Genomic DNA, 16,758 nt, shown 5'->3' with positions numbered 1-16,758 from the left:
CATCCTTCCAACGGATCAGGCCTCCGGACACCCCGGGACGTCTCAGTGTTTGGGAAGTGTCGGTGAGTGCAGTTTCGGGTGGTTTCCCGACGGTTTGGCAGCAGGGAAGTGTCGGTGAGTGCAATCTCGGGTGGGTTCCCGACGGTTTGGGGCTTGGGAAGTGTCGGTGAGTGCAGTCTGGGGTGGGTTTCCGACGTTCAACGAAGTGGCCCGGGCGGGGACATCCCCGGCCGGGCCGCTTCGTCGATGTTTAGTGGTGGCGCTTCGGCCGCACCTCAATGACACCGGGACGCGGGCCGGGATCCCCGCGGTACGGGAAGAGGGAGGCCGGCTTTTCGTAGCTCGCCGAGTCCGACTCGCCTGGGTGCTGCACCGCGGCGAAGACGGAGCGCTGATCGGGCGCAATGAGCGGGCCACAGCACTCCGAGTAGGCCGGAAGGGCGAGGAACTGTTGCAGTTTGCCCTTCTCCTTGCCCGTGAGCGGCATGAGGTACATGCCATCGGCATGGCCGAGCGCGTTGCCGTCGGTCGCGATCCAGAGATTGCCGTGCGCGTCGAAGGCGACGTTGTCCGGGCACGAGATCGGTGAGACCTCGGACTTGTCGTACCCGTTGAAATAGGTCTGCGGGTCCGCAGGGTCACCGGCGATGAGGACGAGCTTCCAGTCGAAGGTGTCCCGGGTGTGATCGCCGCGGGTGGGGGTGATCTCGAGGACCTGGCCGTGCTTATTGCTCGGACGCGGGTTGGCCTCGTCGACCTGATCGGGGGTACGCCGGGTGTTGTTGGTCAAGGCCGCGTACACCCGACCGTTGACCGGGTTCACCTCGACATCTTCTGGGCGGTCCATCTTCGTCGGTCCGACCTTGTCGGCCGCCATCCGGGTGTGGACGAGGACCTCCTCGACCGTCATCCCCGGGACCTTGCTCTGGCCGCCGACGACAAGCGGAATCCAGCGGCCGGAGCCGTCGTGGACGCCGTCCGCGGTCCCGTTGCCGTCGAAGCGGCCGACGTAGAGGTCTCCTTCGCTGAGGAGACGCTTGTTGTGCGCGCGCGCCCACGGGCTGGAGCCGCGGCGGTAGGTGTGCCGCGAGACGAACCGATAGATGTAGTCGAAGCGCTCGTCGTCGCCCATGTACGCGACGACGTGGCCGGAGCGAGCGATGGTGACATTGGCCCCTTCATGCTTGAACCGTCCCATCGCGGTGTGCTTCACCGGCGTCGAGTGCGGATCGAGGGGGTCCACCTCGACGATCCACCCGAACCGGTTCGCCTCATTGGGTTCCTCGCCGAGGTTGAAGCGGCGGTCGACGCGCTCCCATCCACGACCGGGGCTGCCGGCGATGCCGTAGCGCTTCCACGCTGCGGTCTGCTCGGGAGTGCCGCGACCCGGCTCGACGAAGTACTGGTTGAAGTTCTCCTCCCCGGATAGGACGGTGCCCCAGGGGGTCATGCCACCGGCGCAGTTGTTGAGGGTGCCGAGCACGCGGCGCCCCGTCGGGTCGGCCGAGGTGCGCAGGAGGCGGGAGCCAGCGGCCGGGCCGTCCAGGGCGAAGGGGGTCTCGGTGTGGAGGCGGCGATTGAGGCGCGCCCCCTTCTCATAGGTCCATCCGGAGTGATGGCTGCGCCGGCGCAATTCGACAACCGACATGCCGTGCGCCGCCATGATGATCTTGAGCTGTTCATCGGTAAGGCTCGCGGGGCCGGTGTAGCCGGGGAACATCAGGTTGTCGTTGGTGTACTCGTGATTGACGACCAGCGCGCCGCGATTCGTACGCGTCGGGATGAAGCCGACGTAGTCGTTGTTGTACCCGAACTGCTGGCGCTGCGCGGCGGCACTCTGGCGCGCCATATTGAACCTCGGCGCGCCCGCGAGGATTGGGTCACCCCAGGCGATGATCGTCTGCCAGGTGAAGCCCTGCGGGACGACCACCTTGTCCTGGCCCTCGGGTACCGGGTCGATCCCGGTGAAGCCGAAGGGGGCTCGCGATCCGACACGGTTCTTGGGATGGCGGTCGGCGGCCGCAATGGCGGTGCCGGTCGTCGAGGCCGGGGATGCCGCGGCGTGCTGTGGGGCGACGGCGGTCAGTCCGACGACGGCGGCCGAGAGCCCACCGGCTTGAAGGACGGTGCGACGTCGAGCCCGGGACGCGGCGACCACATCACCGAAGTACTCGTTGTCTGACTCGTTGGGCACCGCTCGCGCGCATTGACTGGCGCACCGGAAATGGCAGGTCGCGGCTTGGCGCCCCGCGTGAGAGTGGATCAGGGGCAGGGAGGGGCGGTCGCTCATCACATGTCCTTGGGGAAAAGTGGCGTCGGCGTGGACCCGAGCGACATTACGGAGGTGTCGCACCCGGTCATGTGAGCGTTTGGTGAACCGTATGCGAACTCCCGTCGGCGGCTTAGCGCCCTCCGGTCGCGCGGAACTGCTCGCAGTAGACATCCCGGCCGTCAAGACTCGCCCGCGTTTCCTCCAAGATCGCGTCGAGGAAGGCTTCGCGGTACGTCGCGTCTGAGCCCGAGGACGCCGCGAAGGACAGTCCGCAGAAGGTCGCGAGGATGGCGGCGACCTTCAGCAATTCGGTCGAGATCGGCAGCACCACGCCGAGGGCTTCGGCGGGCGTTGGCGGGTGGGCGATCCAGGCCTTGGCGACCGAGTCGGAAATCGACAGCGATCCGAAGAGGACGAAGAAGAACCACATCATCGCCGCGAAGATCGCGACCTGGCTGAGTTGAGCGGCGACGGGGATGACGGTGAGGTTGATCCGCTCTCCCAGGCGAAGGGGGTGCCGGTCCGGGCGCTCATGGATCATCCGGCGGAGCTCGTCTCGGGCGGTCACGATCACGATCGAGACGGCGAGCACCGCGAGCACGCTGGCGACGGCAGCGGTCCGGGGGCCGTCCAAGCCCGCGGCCACCTGCCAGATCTCGGCATTGAAGAAGAGGAAGAGGACCGCGAGCATCAGCACCGGCAGTACCCGCACGATCATCGGCCCGAGCGCGGCCAGTTCCTGACGAGATCGGCGCAGGGACCAGCGCACGACCGTCCCGGTCCCGAGGTACGTCAGGAAGCCGAGCACGACGTAGATCAGCAGGGCCTGGATCATCGCTTGGGTGTAACTGCTCTCACCGGGCTCGATCGAGCGCAGCATCCGCGTCGTGACGATCGGGGTCACCACGAGCCAGAGAAGGGCGGTGGCGATCGCGATGACTGCGCGCCGTGCGTCGCTTCCCCGGCGAGCGAGGCGTGCGACCATCCAGGCGAGGAGCAAGACCAGCGCCGGCCCGCCGAGCACGAACGCAGCGATCGCGACGGACTGAGCATCGGTCGCGGTGATCACCCCTTCGGAATCCGTGAGAGGAGTGACCAGCAGGGCCAAGGCCCCCAGCAGAAGATGCCCGGACGCGAGCAGGACCAGCAGCCCCGAGATCCGCCAGCCGATCCCCTTGATGCGCACCGACCGGGGGAGGACCTGCGCCAGACCGCGTGAGCGGAGCCACCGATGCGCCTCGTCCTCGGTGCGAAAATGCGGTGTGCTCGGCTGGTCGGGGGCTGGTGGTGCGGACATTGGCGCTAAGGCTAGCCGGGGTGGTGGGGCGCGGGTGTCGGTCACCGGCTCCTCCGGCACCGGCCCAGCCGCCCTTCGCCGGTGACCGGCAGGTAACCTGACGGGGTGCAGTCCTGGAGCATCGCCGTCGCGGATCGCCAAGCGCCCCTCGCGGCAATCGATCTCGACGCCTTCGACGCCAATGCCGCCGACCTGGTCCGCCGGGCCGGCGGGTTGCCGATTCGGGTGGCGAGCAAGTCGGTGCGCTGCCGCGCGATGATCGAGCGGGCGCTGATGACCCCGGGCTTCGTAGGGGTCATGGCCTACCACGTGCGCGAGGCCCTCTGGCTCGTCGCCGAGGGCATCGATGACGTCTACGTCGCTTACCCGAGCGTCGATCGCGAGGCGATCCGGCAGCTCGCCGGCGACGATCACGCGCGAGCGCGAGTCACGCTCACGATCGATAGTCCTGAGCACGTGGAGTGGCTGGTGTCGCTCGGGGCGAAGGGAGTTCGCGTCGCCTTAGATGTCGATGCGTCGCTGCGGGTCGGACCGGTCCACATCGGCGCGCGGCGCTCCCCCCTTCGCTCAGCCGATGACGCGGCTCAACTCGCCCGCACCGCATCACGCGCTGGCCTGCAGGTCGTGGGCGTGATGTTCTACGACGCCCAGATCGCGGGCGTGCCGGACTCGTCCCCAGCGATCCGAGTGATGAAGGCCCGCTCCGATGCGTCCCTGCGTGCCCGCCGCGGCGAGATCGTGACGCGGGTGAGGGACGTAGCAGACCTCGAGTTCGTCAACGGCGGTGGGACGGGGTCGCTGCACATCACCGGTAAGGATCCCGCGATCACCGAACTTGCCGCCGGATCGGGGCTCTATGCCCCGACCCTGTTCGATGGGTACGACGCCTTCCAACCTCGGCCGGCGGCGGCGTTCGCCCTGCCCGTCGTGCGGCGACCAGCGCCGGGTTACGTGACGGTTTTCCAAGGGGGGTACATCGCCTCCGGCCCGCCGGGGTGGGATCGCGTGCCGACCCCGGTCTGGCCGCCCGGGCTCGAGTTGGTCAAAACCGAGGGGGCGGGCGAGGTGCAGACGCCGTTGCATGGTGATGCGGCCGACGGTATGGCGATCGGCGATCTGGTCTGGTTTCGCCACGGGAAAGCAGGCGAGCTCGCCGAGCGCTTTGATGCGTTTCACCTCATTCGTGCAGGTGAGCGCGTCGACACCGTCCCGACCTATCGTGGTGAGAATTTTAACTACGGATGAGTAAGTAGCATCATTGCTCCTATACCACGTACCGTCGTCAAAGATCATCTGTTTATGACGAAAGGGGCGAGGTCTGGTGAAGGGGCGTCACCTGCTCGCCGCGACGGTGACGGGCTCGCTCTCCTCGCTCATCCTCCTGGCTCGACACGGCGAGCCATTCCGCTCGACCGGGCCCCTCGTCGTCGGTGAGTTCCCGGGCGAGGTCCGCCCGAGCGCGGACCCCCGGACCGACGAGCGCGCGTACTGGGTCCACAACACCGGGGTGCGTGACGTCCAGATCCGCGAGGTGGCCTCAGGTGCCCGTGACGAGGTCCGCGAAGCGAGCGTGGGGAGCCGCCGGGCACGGCCAGCGACGGGGTCGACCTGGTCGCGTGGCGATCTGCTCGGCGCTGCAGCGCAGCCCGCTCAGGGCGCCCTTCTTCCGCCGGGATCGGAGCGGATGCTCTTCGTGCGGGTCACTGGCGGGGGCGACCCAGCGTCACCGCTCGTGGCGCTCACCTACCAGTACCGCGGGCAGGTTTTCACCGCCCACGCCTGACGGCGCGTTGCCCTCCGGCTGTGCGGCGCGGGCACTAGGTTTCCTTCCACATGAGAGTCGAAGGAGAACCGATGAAGCGAGGCGGGCTCGTCGCCATCATCACGGTCGCGGTGTTGGTCGCGATGATTGGGCTAACCGTGCGGCACGAGGACCGAAGGGGTGGTCCGGTCGCTTTCGGGTGGTTGGGGGGTTCTCTGTGCGTGCCACAAGGCGGCGAGCGGGACTGGGTCGTCGCAACCTCGACGCTGCGCAACACGGACACGCGGCCGATCCGCATCGACGAGGTCACCGTGCTGGGTGCTCGGCGGCTGATCCTGAACGAGGCGTATCTCGCGACCAGGACCAACGAAGGCTTGCCGGGAGTCTTCCCGTGGGAATCTTCGACGGTGACCCGCAACGACCCGGTGCGGGCGATCGGCCGTGAGATTGCTCCCGGCGAGGAGAAGGTCCTAGCGCTTCGGCTCTACGCGAGTCCGCGGAGTTCGCTTAGCGGCGCGGAAGTGACCTTACTCCGTCGCGGAGCGCACGTACTCGGCGCAGGTCCCCTTTCCGACCGCCTTCGCCGCAGGGGAGTGCAGCGGCTGACGCCCAGGCTTGGGCGTCAGCCGGGCCCCACGCAGGTGCGGCGCCTAGATCGGCTCAGCGGCGGGCACCCGGCGTCGTCGACCGGCCTGGACCGAGTCGGCGCTAAGGACGATCAGGGCCAGCCACACGATCCCGAAGCCGATCCAGCGTTCGGTCGGTAGCCGCTCGCCGAGGAAGGTGACGGCCATCAGCAGTTGGATCACCGGGGTGATGAACTGAATGAGCCCGATCGTGACGAGCGGAATCCGTCGGGTGGCCGCGGCGAAGAGCAGCAGGGGTGCGGCGGTGACAGCTCCGGCGGCGACGAGCAGGGCGGGGTGCAACGGAGCGTCGACGGTGAAGGTCGAGGCGCCGGTCGCGCTCAACCAGATCAGAATCCCGACCGCGATGGGAGCGAGCACGATCGTTTCGGCGGTCAACGAGCGAAGGGCGGGCAGGCTCGCCCCGAGGCGTTTCTTGGTGAGGCCATAGAGCGCGAAGGAGAAGGCCAGCGTCGTCGCGATCCACGGCAGGGTGCCCGCCGCGATCGCGAGATAGATGCCGGCGACGGCCCCGATCGCCACGGCGATCCACTGCAGCGGGCGAAGCCGCTCGCGCAGGACGACGACGCCAAGAGCGACCGTGACGAGGGGGTTGAGGAAGTAGCCGAGAGCTGCCTCATTTGTGCGCCCGGTGATGACGGCATAGACGTAGACGACCCAGTTGATCGCGATCAGGATCGCGGCGACGCTCACGCCAGCGGCGAGCCGCGGTCGGCGCACCATCTGCGGGAGCCAGGCGAGGTCCCTCCGGACGGCGAGGATCAGCGCGCAAAAGACCAGGGTCCAGACGATCCGGTGGCTCAGGATCTCCCACGCGCCAGCCGGCTTCAGGGCGTGGAAGTACAGGGGGAAAAGTCCCCAGATCCCATAGGCACCCCACGCGGCAAGTACGCCGCGACCGTGGTCATCGCGCGTCACTCGGCGAGTCTAGGCGGCGGCGTCACGACCCGAGGCACCCCGGGTGGCGACGGGCTTAGGCGACCGTCCAGGTTTCGCTGCCGCGGAGCAGATCGGCGAGGTCATCGTCGGTCGCGGGACCGCCACCGAGCTCGACCGCAGAATCCACCTGGGCCCGGACCTGATCGTCGTAGGTCGGGCGGTCGACCTGGCGGAAGATCCCCATCGGCACGTGCGTCATGGAGGTCGAATCGAGGCGCGAGATCGCGAAGGCCTGGCTCGGGTCCTCGGCGTGCGGGTCGTGCACGACCACTCGGTCGTGCCACCCCTTCGCGCTCACGACCCCTTCGGCGACGAACTCGACACCGCCGTGATCCGCGCGGATTAGGATCTCGCGACCCCCTTCGAGTTCGTGCGAACCGGCCGTGATGGGCTCACCCTCGACGAGGTGGACCAGGCGGGCCTGCTGCTGATCGCGGTCCTTGATGAGTTGGAAAGCGCCATCGTTGAAGATCGGGCAGTTCTGGTAGATCTCGACCAGGGACGTCCCGCGGTGCTCGGCCGCGGCCCGCAGGACCGAGGTGAGGTGCTTGCGGTCAGAGTCCATGGTCCGCGCGACGAAGGTCGCCTCCGAGCCCAGCGCGAGCGAGACCGGGTTGAAGGGGGCGTCGAGGCTGCCCATCGGCGAGGACTTGGTGACCGTGCCCGGGTCGGAGGTGGGGGAGTACTGGCCCTTGGTGAGGCCATAGATCTTGTTGTTAAAGAGCAGGATCGTCATGTTGACGTTGCGGCGCAGGGCATGGATCAGGTGGTTGCCACCGATCGAGAGCGCATCGCCGTCACCGGTCACGACCCAGACGGACTGGTCCGGGCGCGAGGTCGCAAGACCCGTCGCGATCGCCGGCGCGCGACCGTGGATCGAGTGCATCCCATAGGTGTCGAGGTAGTACGGGAAGCGCGAGGAGCAGCCAATGCCCGAAACGAAGGTGATGTTTTCCTTGCGCAGGCCGAGGTCGGGCAGGAAGCCCTGGACGGTGGCGAGAATCGCGTAGTCACCGCAACCGGGGCACCACCGGACCTCCTGGTCGGAGGTGAAGTCGCGCTTGGTCTGCTTCGGCGCGTCCGGGTCGAGCGCGGGCACGTCGGCGATGCCGGAGGGCGCCCCAACGGTGGGGACCCCGAGGTCGATGCTGGTCACTGGGTGACCTCCTTGACGGCCGAGTCGATGACATCGGCCAACTCGCTGGTGGTGAAGGGGAGCCCGCGCACCGATGTGTGCGAGCGAACGTCGACGAGGTACTTCGCGCGCAGCAGCATCGCGAGCTGTCCGAGGTTCATCTCGGGCACGATCACGCGGTCGTAGGCGCGCAGCACCTCTCCAGTATTGCGGGGGAAGGGGTTCAGGTGGCGCAACTGGGCGTGCGCGACCTGCGCCCCGGACTCGCGGGCGGCGCGCACGGCGGCGGCGATCGGCCCGTACGTCGAACCCCACCCCACGACGAGCACACGCGCGCTGCCGCTCGGGTCGTCGACCTCGAGCTCTCCAGCGGTGTTCGCGATCCCGTCAACCTTCTGCTGGCGCGTGCGCGTCATGAAGTCGTGGTTATCCGGGTCGTAAGAGATGTTCCCGGTGATGTCGGCCTTTTCGATCCCACCGATCCGGTGCTCCAACCCCGGGGTGCCCGGCACGGCCCACGGGCGGGCCAGGGTGTCGGGATCGCGCAAGTAGGGGTGGAAGGTCTCCGCCCCCTTCGCGTCCGTGCCATTGGGCTTGCTCGCGAGCTCGACGGTGAGGTCGGGCAGGTCGGCGATCTCGGGGATCCGCCACGGCTCTGAGCCGTTGGCGAGATAGCCGTCGGAGAGCAGGAAGACGGGGGTGCGATAGGTCGTCGCGATCCGCACGGCCTCGAGCGCGGCGTCGAAGCAGTCCGCTGGGGTCTGCGGCGCGACGATCGGCACGGGGGATTCGCCGTTGCGGCCGTACATGGCCTGCAGTAGGTCGGCCTGCTCGGTCTTAGTCGGCAATCCGGTGCTCGGGCCGCCGCGCTGGACATCGACGATCACCAAGGGCAGTTCGAGGCTGACTGCGAGGCCGATGGTCTCGGACTTCAGGGCCACCCCAGGGCCGGAGGTCGTCGTCACGCCGATCGCGCCGCCGAAGGACGCGCCAAGAGCGATCCCGATGCCAGCGATCTCGTCCTCGGCCTGGATGGTCGTGACGCCGAGGCGCTTCATCGAGGACAGGGCGTGCAAGATGTCGCTCGCCGGGGTGATCGGGTAGGAGCCGAGCACCAGCGGACGCCCGGCGCGATGCGCCGCGGCCACAAGCCCCAGGGCCAGCGCGGTGTTACCGGTGATATTGCGGTAGGTGCCGGCCGGGGTGCGCGCGGGCGCCACTTCGTAGGTGACCGCGAAATCCTCGGTGGTCTCGCCGTAATTCCACCCGGCGCGCAGCGCCTCCAGGTTGGCGGCGAGGATGTCCGGCTTGGCGCCGAACTTCGCGGCGAGGAACTCCTCGGTGCCGCTGATCGAGCGCGAGTACATCCACGAGAGCAGGCCGAGGGCGAACATATTCTTCGCCCGCTCCTTCTCCTTGCGGGTCAGGCTGTCGTGAGCGGCAAGGGCCTCGACGGTGATCGAGGTGAGCGGGACGGCGTGGACATGCCATGAGTCGAGAGTGCCGTCCTCGACCGGGCTGGTCTGCCACCCGACCTTGGCGAGGTTGCGCTTAGAGAACTCGTCGGTGTTGACGATGATCGTCGCGCCGCGCGGCACCTCGTCGAGATTCGCCTTCAGCGCGGCAGGGTTCATCGCGACCAGCACATCCGGTGCGTCACCGGGGGTGAGGACATCGTGGTCGGCGAAGTGGAGCTGGAAGGAACTCACGCCCGGCAGCGTCCCCTGGGGGGCGCGGATCTCGGCCGGGAAGTTCGGCAGCGTCGAGAGGTCATTGCCCAGCGCGGCGGTGTCGGCGGTGAAGCGGTCGCCGGTGAGTTGCATCCCATCGCCGGAGTCGCCGGCGAAGCGGATGATCACCCGTGAGCGCGTCTGGGTGGTGGTGGAGCTGGTCATGGACCGGGAGGATCCTTTCGCACGTTGGCTGGCCCGAAGGCCACCCACCATGCTAAGGCGACGCTAACCTCTTGACCTAATCGCTTTTCCTATGACTTCCATAACACTACGTTATGGAAGGGGGTGGATGCGCACCTGGTCCGGGTTGACGGCGAGGACGACGTCATCGCCGTAGGCCAGGTTCTCGATCCGCGGCATGAGGACCTCGACGACTCCGCCTGCCTGGTGAAACATCGGCTTGGTCTCCGGGTGCGGCCAATAGATCAGACCCTCAACCTCGCGCCCCTGGTGTCGCAGCCGCGCGTGCGCGAAGGAGAAGGTCTCCGCTTTGTGGACGTCGGTCCACTCCACGTCGGCGAACGTCACATGCGGGGCTCTCACCTCCAACCGCGCGGGCGAGATGTCGATATTGATCGTCCCCAGGTAGAAGGGGTCGAGGTCTAGCCCGCGCTCGCGAAAGTGTGGTGCCTGCAAGGCGATCGTGCCCGCGGGGAAGGGGGAATCTCTCGCCTGCCCCGACGCGACACCGTGGCCGGGGATGACAACCCCGGCCACGGTGGGCCAAGTCTGCGCGAGGTGGGGCGCGCTCACTTCACAAAGGGATAGGTGAGCGGCGGCGTCCACAGTTCGCCCTTGCTCGCCCTGACGGCGCCGATGATGTGCAAGGTGATCGCGGCGATGACGGCGAGGAAGGCGGTCAAGAACCCGACGAGCACCAACATCAGCGGGAGCGAGATCACGATGGCGACGAGCAGAGTCAGCTGGATGTTGAGGGCATTGGTCGCGGTGATCCGCTCGAAGTCACCGCGGTCCTTATAGACCAGGTAGACGACCAGAGCGGCGACGAAACTCAGCGCGCCGGACGTCAGTACCGCCACGATGATCGGGATCAGGTGGGCAAACATCCCGAGATTGCGCTGCGTCTCCGGGGGGGGGGGGTCGAGGGCGGGTCCCTGGGGCAGCCCGCCGATCGCGCCCTGAGGCGGATACACCGCTTCCTGTGGGGCGTCGGTGGGTGGGGGTGGCGCAGCCATCGGTTCGGGGGTGGAGCGGTCGTCGTTCATGGTTCCACTGTGGCCGAGGTGCGGGCCCGATGCCACCACGCCAGCCGCCCGATCGGGGGTCGGGTTAACCCCCGGTCGGGCGGCTGTGGTGGGGCGCTCAGGCGTGCTGGTCGGACGCTCCGGAGCCGGGCTGCACCGACCATGTCGGCGGCTCGTCGCGGCCGGCCTCTTCGTCGGCTTCGGCATCGTCTGCGGTGGCCTGGACGACGCCGACGGCGTGGTGCGTCGGGGCGTAGACGGCGTAGACCTGCATCGGCTCGTCACCGGTGTTGACGATGTCGTGCCAGGTGCCCGCGGGGACTTGGACCGACCAGCCATCGGAGACCTCTTGCTCGAAGTTGAGGTCATCTTCGGCCGGCCCCATCACGCACTTGCCGGTGCCCTTATCGAGGCGGAGGAACTGGTCGGTCTCGGGGTGGGCCTCGAGCCCGATGGACTCGCCGACCGGGATCGACATGAGGGTGACCTGGAGGTACTTCCCCGTCCACGCGACCGTCCGGTAGTTGGTGTTCTCAACCGTTTCGGTCTCGATGTCGAAGGCGTTCGGGTTCGGGCCGTTGTCAACAACGCTCATCGGATACTTCACCTTTCTCGTGTTCGGGCTGGAGCGGGGCGCGTGCGCGGGAGGCGAGCCTGACCGGTGGCGCCCTCATCTCCATCGTCGCCCAGCGCTGCCCCCTTCGCCACCGTGGGTACCCTCGCCCGCGTCTGCCGAGTGCCGCTACGGACGGGGTTGTTGTCCGTCGGCGCGGTTATTTCGGCGCCCGGCGGCAATAACCGGAGCACGACCAACCGAAGAGGAAAGGCGCCCGCTCTCAGACCGCTCGCGGCTAGGGTGTGGCAGGTGAGCCAGATGGGCGGATACCTCGTGATCGCCGCGGTCCTCGGGGCGGCGGTGCTGCTCGTCGTCGCGGCGATGACCGCCCGACGGTTCCTCGCGCCCGTTGCACTCACGCCCGCCAAGGTCCGCACCTACGAGTCCGGTGTCGACCCGGTCGGCGAAGGGTGGGCGCAGACCCGCGTGCGGTACCTCGCCTACACCTTCCTCTACGTCATCTTCGCCGTCGACGCGGTCTACCTCTTCCCATGGGCGCTCGTGTTGCGCTCGGACCTGGGGGCGGTGAGCCTCGTCGAGGTCGCGATCTTCATCGGGATCGTGCTGATCGGACTCCTCCACGGCGCCCGCCGCGGGATGCTGCGATGGGAGTGAAGAGGGAGCCGGTCGCTCTGCCGGATCCGCGGGTCGGGGCGCTCGCCGAGCACGCGCCCAAACCGATCAAAGTCGTCCTCGACTGGGGTCGCCGCTACAGCCTCTGGGTCTTCAACTTCGGCTTGGCGTGCTGCGCAATCGAGTTCATCGCGGCGTCGATGTCGCGTCACGACTTCATGCGCCTTGGCGTCATCCCCTTCGCGCCGGGTCCGCGCCAAGCCGACCTGATGGTCGTCTCCGGCACGGTCACCGACAAGATGGCCCCGGCGATCCGCCGTCTCTACGACCAGATGCCCGAACCGAAGTACGTCATCTCCTTCGGTGCCTGCTCGAACTCCGGTGGTCCGTACTGGGATTCGTACTCAGTGACGAAGGGGGTCGACCAACTCGTCCCCGTCGACATCTACGTCCCGGGCTGCCCGCCCCGACCCGAAGCGCTGCTGCACGGCATCCTCAAACTCCAAGAATCGATCGCCGCCGAGTCCCTCAGCAGTGAGGGGATGCGCCGCCGCTACGCCGGTCATCGCCTCGCGACCTCCGCTGAGGTCCAGCGCGGCCTCGTCACCGCGCCGAAGGGGGAGTAGATGCCGCAGGAGGAGCTCCGCGCCGGTAGCCCCGAGTGGATCCGCGCCGTCGAAGATGCCCGCGATCGCGGGTACACCTGCTTCGACTGGCTGAGTGGGGTCGATGAGACCGATCGCCCGGACGACCCTGGGATCGAGGTCCTCTGCCACCTGATCGACCCGACCCCGCGGGCGGACCGCGATCAGCGACGGTTGCTCATCCGCTCCCGGGTGCCCGAAGGGGGTTCGCTGCCAAGCCTCACCCACCTCTTCGCAGGCGCGGCCTGGCACGAGCGCGAGACCCACGAGATGTTCGGGGTCGGGTTCGACGGCTTCGATGACGGGACCGGGCTCGGCCTTCGCCCCCTTCTCCTGCCCGACGGGTTCGACGGGATGCCGCTTCGCAAGTCCTTCGTCCTCGCCTCGCGCGCGGTCAAGGCCTGGCCCGGAGGCAAGGAGCCGGGGGAAGGACACGGCTCGGCGAAGTCCCCGAGTCGGCGGCGCGTTCAGGCCCCGGGCGTCCCCGGTCCGGAGTGGGGACCGCGCGAGCCGGAGACGGCGAGCGAGGCATGACCCGAGCCCGTCGTGTGGTCGCTGCCGCGCTCGCGACGGCCGCCACCCTCGCGGCCTGCGGTTCGGCCCCGGAACTGGACGACAGTGACCCGGACGTCGCCGCCGCGATCGAGGTGACCCGCAAGTCCTATGAAGCGACCTTCGAGGCCGACAACCCATACGCCCCACCGCCGCGGCAATACGTCACCGACGCCTTCTACGAGCGGGCACTCCAGGGGATCGGGGCGTTGCCCGACCAGGGCTACACGACCTCGGGCCGCGACAAGATCGTCTGGATCAAGGCGGTCGACCGTAAGGACGACGCGATCGCGACGCGCATCTGCTACGAGATCCACGCGCAATTGCTGGACGCGAAGGGGGAGGACCAGCGGGTCAAGCCCGACGGCAGCACACCACGCCCCGGCGATCGCCTGATGGTGCTCAATTGGCTGGTCGACGATCGCGGGACGTGGAAGCTCGACAACGTCCAGATGCAGGGCGAGTCCTGCTGACCCCTTAGAGGATGATCCCGCCGAAGAGGAACCCGAGCGCCACCGAGAAACTGATGGCGAGGACCCCCGGAAGCAGGAAGGGGTGGTTGAAGACGTACTTGCCGATTCGGGTGGACCCGGTGTCGTCCATCTCGACCGCCGCGAGCAGCGTCGGGTAAGTCGGAAGGACAAACAGGGCCGAGACGGCGGCGAATGAGGCCACCGCGGCGAGCGGGCTGACCCCGAGGGCGAGCGCGGTCGGCATCAGCGCCTTGGTGGTCGCGGCCTGGCTGTAGAGCAGCGCGGCGGCAAAGAAGAGGATCACCGCGAGCGTCCACGGCTGGTCGGCGAGCACATCACCGGCGAAGGACTTGATCTGCTCTTCATGCGCGGCGACGAAAGTGGTGCCGAGCCAGGCCACGCCGAGCACGCAGATGCACGCGCTCATCCCGGACTTGAAGGTCGACGCCGAAAGGATCGCGGTCGTCTCGACCTTGCACAACAGCACGATGAGCGCCGCGGTGCTCAACATGAAGGCGATGATCGCCTGGTCGCGGGCCATCACGGGCTCTTCGATGAGACCGACCTTGTCGCTGATGATCGTCGCGTAGCTCATCACGGCGAGCAGGCCGATAAGGAAGATCAGCACCGAGCGCTTGGCGTAGGGGGCGAGCTCCCGCCGGGCGTGCGGCGCGGGCGGGCTGACCTTCCCCGAGGCGAGGCGCTCTTGGTAGACGGGGTCGAACTCGAGAGCGTTGCGCGGACGGGCCTTATCCCAGAGGAAGAACACCAGCGCGGTCAGCATGCAGCCGATGAAGGTCGAGGGGATGAGGACCGCGAGCAACTGCAGGTAGTCAACCCCCTTCTCCTCCAAGATGCCGGAGAAGAAGACCACCGCGGCCGAGATGGGTGAGGCCGTGATCGCGATCTGCGAGGCCACGACGGCGACCGAGAGCGGGCGCGAGGGGCGGATGTTGTTTTCCTTCGCGACCTCGGTGATGACCGGCATGGTCGAAAAGGCGGTGTGCCCGGTCCCGGCCATGAAGGTCATTAGGTAGGTGAGGATCGGCGCGAGGAAGGTCAGATAGCGCGGGTTGCCGCGCAGGATGCGTTCGGCGATATCGACCAGGTAGTCCATGCCACCGGCGATCTGCATCGCGGCGATCGCGGCGATCACGGCCGCGATGATCGAGATGACATCGAGCGGCATCTCGCCGGGGGTCACGCCGAGGACCGCGAGGGCCAGCACGCCGAGGCCACCGGCAAAACCGATCCCGATGCTGCCGATCCGCACGCCGACGAAGATCGCGGCCAGGACGACGAGGAGCTCGACCCAGATCATCGGGCGTCCTTCGATTCGTCGATGTCGAGCAGGTCGAAGACGTCACGCGGGTTGAGCAGGTTCTCGACCGAGAGCACCCGGTCGAGGGTTGCCTCGTCGAGGAGGCCGAGGTCGAGGACCACCTCTCGCACGTTCCGCCCGGTGCGGGCGCACTCCTTGCCGACGAGGTCGCCGTTGGCGTGCCCGATGAGGTCGTTTAAGTAGGTGACGATCCCGATCGAGTTCATGACATTGGCGCGGCAGACCTCGACATTGGCCTGGATGCCGTCGATGCACAAGGCCCGCAGGGTGTGGCAGGCATTGGTCATCAAGGTGATCGACTCAAACATCGACTGACCGATGACCGGCTCCATCACATTGAGCTGAAGCTGACCGGCTTCGGCGGCCATCGTCACGGTCATGTCATTGCCGATCACCTTGAAGCAGACCTGGTTCACGACCTCGGGGATCACCGGGTTGACCTTCGCGGGCATGATCGAGGAGCCGGCTTGGAGCTCCGGAAGGCGGATTTCACCGAGCCCAGCGCGCGGCCCGGAGGAGAGCAGCCGCAGGTCGTTGCAGAGCTTGCCAAGTTTGGTCGCGGTCCTCTTCAGCGCCGCGTGCACCATCACATAGACGCCGGTATCGCTCGTCGCCTCGATCAAATTCGGCGCGAGGTGGACCTCCATGCCGGTCACGTCGGCGAGATAGGTGAGGGCCTTCGCGGAGTACCCGGCGGGAGTGTTGACCCCGGTCCCGATGGCGGTCGCGCCGAGGTTGACTTCCTTCAGCCACTCACCGGCGTGGTCGATCCGGCCGATCTCCTCATCGAGGGTCGCCGCGTACCCGGCGAACTCCTGCCCGAGGCTCATCGGTACCGCATCCTGCAGCTGAGTGCGCCCCATCTTTAGGACGGGGGCGAACTCCTCGGCCTTCATCGCGCATGAGTCGCGCAGTTCCTCGATCGCGGCGAGCAAGCGGCGAAGGGCGAAGACGAGCCCAATCCGAAAACCCGTCGGGTAGGCGTCATTGGTCGACTGGGAGCGGTTGACGTGATCGTTCGGGTGGACGATCGCGTAATCCCCCTTCTCCTTGCCGAGGTGCTCGAGCGCGAGATTGGCGATGACCTCGTTGGTGTTCATGTTGACCGAGGTCCCCGCACCCCCTTGGAAGACGTCGACCGGGAACTGGTCGAGGCAGCGGCCGTTCACCAGGATCTCGTCGCAGGCCCACACGATGGCCTCGGCGACCTCGGGCGGGATCGCGCCGAGGTCCACGTTAGCCAGGGCGGTCGCCTTCTTCACGAGCACCATGCCGCGGATCAGATCGGGTACGTCGCTCACGGTCACGCCGCTGATCGGGAAGTTCTCGATCGCGCGCAGGGTGTGCACGCCGTAGTAGGCGTCGGCTGGGATATCGCGCTGGCCGAGGAGGTCTTCCTCGACCCGCACCGCGGGGGTCATTAGGGCTCCATTCGTCGTCGAATGACTATTTTGATGTGGAAGGCGGGCGTTGAGCGATAGATCGTCCGGCAGCATCCCCCTTCAGTCGTAAATATTACTCTCACGCCCCGCGCCCGGCGAGTGAGGTGCCCCTCAGCAGCGGCCGGG

Annotated in this window: 16 protein-coding genes; 6 read left to right on the top strand and 10 right to left on the bottom strand. The window is 67.5% G+C overall.

The window, feature by feature from the left end:
• Positions 1 to 250: 250 nt before the first annotated feature.
• Both AB8K43_RS12235 and AB8K43_RS12230 read right to left on the bottom strand, forming a co-directional pair.
• Positions 251 to 2,194, bottom strand: coding sequence for a PhoX family phosphatase (locus AB8K43_RS12235; protein WP_370894489.1), 1,944 nt, complete (start codon positions 2,192 to 2,194; stop codon positions 251 to 253).
• 208 nt (positions 2,195 to 2,402) lie between these two features.
• Positions 2,403 to 3,569: a hypothetical protein gene (locus AB8K43_RS12230; RefSeq protein ID WP_370894488.1), complete on the bottom strand. Its 1,167-nt coding sequence runs from the start codon at positions 3,567 to 3,569 to the stop codon at positions 2,403 to 2,405.
• A gap of 105 nt (positions 3,570 to 3,674) precedes the next feature.
• On the opposite strand from AB8K43_RS12230, the gene AB8K43_RS12225 reads away from it, so the two are divergent.
• Together AB8K43_RS12225 and AB8K43_RS12220 are read left to right on the top strand one after the other, a co-directional pair.
• Positions 3,675 to 4,814, top strand: a complete 1,140-nt coding sequence (locus tag AB8K43_RS12225; RefSeq protein WP_370894487.1) for an amino acid deaminase/aldolase — start codon at positions 3,675 to 3,677, stop codon at positions 4,812 to 4,814.
• A gap of 76 nt (positions 4,815 to 4,890) precedes the next feature.
• A complete protein-coding gene (locus tag AB8K43_RS12220; RefSeq protein WP_370894486.1) occupies positions 4,891 to 5,352 on the top strand; it encodes a hypothetical protein in 462 nt (153 codons plus the stop codon).
• Between the two features lie 629 nt (positions 5,353 to 5,981).
• Here the strand turns inward: AB8K43_RS12220 and rarD are convergent.
• The 6 genes from rarD to AB8K43_RS12190 form a co-directional block, all read right to left on the bottom strand.
• Positions 5,982 to 6,896, bottom strand: coding sequence for an EamA family transporter RarD (rarD, locus tag AB8K43_RS12215; protein WP_370894485.1), 915 nt, complete (start codon positions 6,894 to 6,896; stop codon positions 5,982 to 5,984).
• Between the two features lie 55 nt (positions 6,897 to 6,951).
• On the bottom strand, positions 6,952 to 8,073 hold the full coding sequence (locus AB8K43_RS12210; RefSeq protein WP_370894484.1) for a 2-oxoacid:ferredoxin oxidoreductase subunit beta: 1,122 nt from the start codon (positions 8,071 to 8,073) through the stop codon (positions 6,952 to 6,954).
• Entirely contained in the window at positions 8,070 to 9,947 is a 1,878-nt protein-coding gene (locus AB8K43_RS12205) for a 2-oxoacid:acceptor oxidoreductase subunit alpha (protein ID WP_370894483.1), read from the bottom strand. Before AB8K43_RS12205 ends, AB8K43_RS12210 begins: the two co-directional genes overlap by 4 nt.
• Before the next feature lie 111 nt (positions 9,948 to 10,058).
• Positions 10,059 to 10,538 (bottom strand): hypothetical protein, encoded by a 480-nt coding sequence (locus AB8K43_RS12200; protein WP_370894482.1) that lies wholly within the window; start codon positions 10,536 to 10,538, stop codon positions 10,059 to 10,061.
• Complete coding sequence (locus AB8K43_RS12195) at positions 10,535 to 11,011, bottom strand: DUF4870 domain-containing protein (RefSeq protein WP_370894481.1); 477 nt, start codon at positions 11,009 to 11,011, stop codon at positions 10,535 to 10,537. Before AB8K43_RS12195 ends, AB8K43_RS12200 begins: the two co-directional genes overlap by 4 nt.
• Positions 11,012 to 11,108: 97 nt before the next feature.
• Positions 11,109 to 11,585: a cupin domain-containing protein gene (locus tag AB8K43_RS12190; protein WP_370894480.1), complete on the bottom strand. Its 477-nt coding sequence runs from the start codon at positions 11,583 to 11,585 to the stop codon at positions 11,109 to 11,111.
• Positions 11,586 to 11,864: 279 nt separating this feature from the next.
• Between AB8K43_RS12190 and AB8K43_RS12185 the strand changes: the two genes are divergently transcribed.
• Genes AB8K43_RS12185 through AB8K43_RS12170 form a run of 4 tightly spaced genes read left to right on the top strand, consistent with a single transcriptional unit; the run spans position 11,865 to position 13,848 of the window.
• On the top strand, positions 11,865 to 12,221 hold the full coding sequence (locus AB8K43_RS12185; RefSeq protein ID WP_370894594.1) for an NADH-quinone oxidoreductase subunit A: 357 nt from the start codon (positions 11,865 to 11,867) through the stop codon (positions 12,219 to 12,221).
• A complete protein-coding gene (locus tag AB8K43_RS12180; protein ID WP_370894479.1) occupies positions 12,212 to 12,805 on the top strand; it encodes an NADH-quinone oxidoreductase subunit B in 594 nt (197 codons plus the stop codon). The genes AB8K43_RS12185 and AB8K43_RS12180 overlap by 10 nt, the downstream gene beginning before the upstream one ends.
• Positions 12,806 to 13,357: an NADH-quinone oxidoreductase subunit C gene (locus AB8K43_RS12175; RefSeq protein ID WP_370894478.1), complete on the top strand. Its 552-nt coding sequence runs from the start codon at positions 12,806 to 12,808 to the stop codon at positions 13,355 to 13,357. It abuts the gene before it with no gap.
• Complete coding sequence (locus tag AB8K43_RS12170) at positions 13,354 to 13,848, top strand: hypothetical protein (RefSeq protein ID WP_370894477.1); 495 nt, start codon at positions 13,354 to 13,356, stop codon at positions 13,846 to 13,848. The genes AB8K43_RS12175 and AB8K43_RS12170 overlap by 4 nt, the downstream gene beginning before the upstream one ends.
• Positions 13,849 to 13,852: 4 nt before the next feature.
• On the opposite strand, the gene AB8K43_RS12165 is transcribed toward AB8K43_RS12170, so the two are convergent.
• Positions 13,853 to 15,169 (bottom strand): anaerobic C4-dicarboxylate transporter, encoded by a 1,317-nt coding sequence (locus tag AB8K43_RS12165; protein ID WP_370894476.1) that lies wholly within the window; start codon positions 15,167 to 15,169, stop codon positions 13,853 to 13,855.
• Positions 15,166 to 16,611: an aspartate ammonia-lyase gene (aspA, locus tag AB8K43_RS12160; protein ID WP_370894475.1), complete on the bottom strand. Its 1,446-nt coding sequence runs from the start codon at positions 16,609 to 16,611 to the stop codon at positions 15,166 to 15,168. Before aspA ends, AB8K43_RS12165 begins: the two co-directional genes overlap by 4 nt.
• Between the last annotated feature and the right edge of the window lie 147 nt (positions 16,612 to 16,758).

It is taken from the genome of Janibacter sp. GXQ6167 (genome assembly GCF_041365945.1).
In the GTDB taxonomy this organism is placed as follows: domain Bacteria; phylum Actinomycetota; class Actinomycetes; order Actinomycetales; family Dermatophilaceae; genus JBGFSK01.
Note: the sequence above shows the minus strand (reverse complement) of the source record. Positions and strands in the feature narration are given on the sequence as shown.

Excerpts from the sequence above, each read along its gene's own strand:
- AB8K43_RS12230 (WP_370894488.1), bottom strand. The coding sequence starts at position 3,569 with ATGTCCGCACCACCAGCCCCCGACCAGCCGAGCACACCGCATTTTCGC.
- AB8K43_RS12205 (WP_370894483.1), bottom strand. The coding sequence starts at position 9,947 with ATGACCAGCTCCACCACCACCCAGACGCGCTCACGGGTGATCATCCGC.
- AB8K43_RS12195 (WP_370894481.1), bottom strand. The coding sequence starts at position 11,011 with ATGAACGACGACCGCTCCACCCCCGAACCGATGGCTGCGCCACCCCCA.
- AB8K43_RS12190 (WP_370894480.1), bottom strand. The coding sequence starts at position 11,585 with ATGAGCGTTGTTGACAACGGCCCGAACCCGAACGCCTTCGACATCGAG.
- AB8K43_RS12185 (WP_370894594.1), top strand. The coding sequence starts at position 11,865 with ATGGGCGGATACCTCGTGATCGCCGCGGTCCTCGGGGCGGCGGTGCTG.
- AB8K43_RS12180 (WP_370894479.1), top strand. The coding sequence starts at position 12,212 with ATGGGAGTGAAGAGGGAGCCGGTCGCTCTGCCGGATCCGCGGGTCGGG.
- AB8K43_RS12175 (WP_370894478.1), top strand. The coding sequence starts at position 12,806 with ATGCCGCAGGAGGAGCTCCGCGCCGGTAGCCCCGAGTGGATCCGCGCC.
- AB8K43_RS12170 (WP_370894477.1), top strand. The coding sequence starts at position 13,354 with ATGACCCGAGCCCGTCGTGTGGTCGCTGCCGCGCTCGCGACGGCCGCC.
- AB8K43_RS12165 (WP_370894476.1), bottom strand. The coding sequence starts at position 15,169 with ATGATCTGGGTCGAGCTCCTCGTCGTCCTGGCCGCGATCTTCGTCGGC.
- aspA (WP_370894475.1), bottom strand. The coding sequence starts at position 16,611 with ATGACCCCCGCGGTGCGGGTCGAGGAAGACCTCCTCGGCCAGCGCGAT.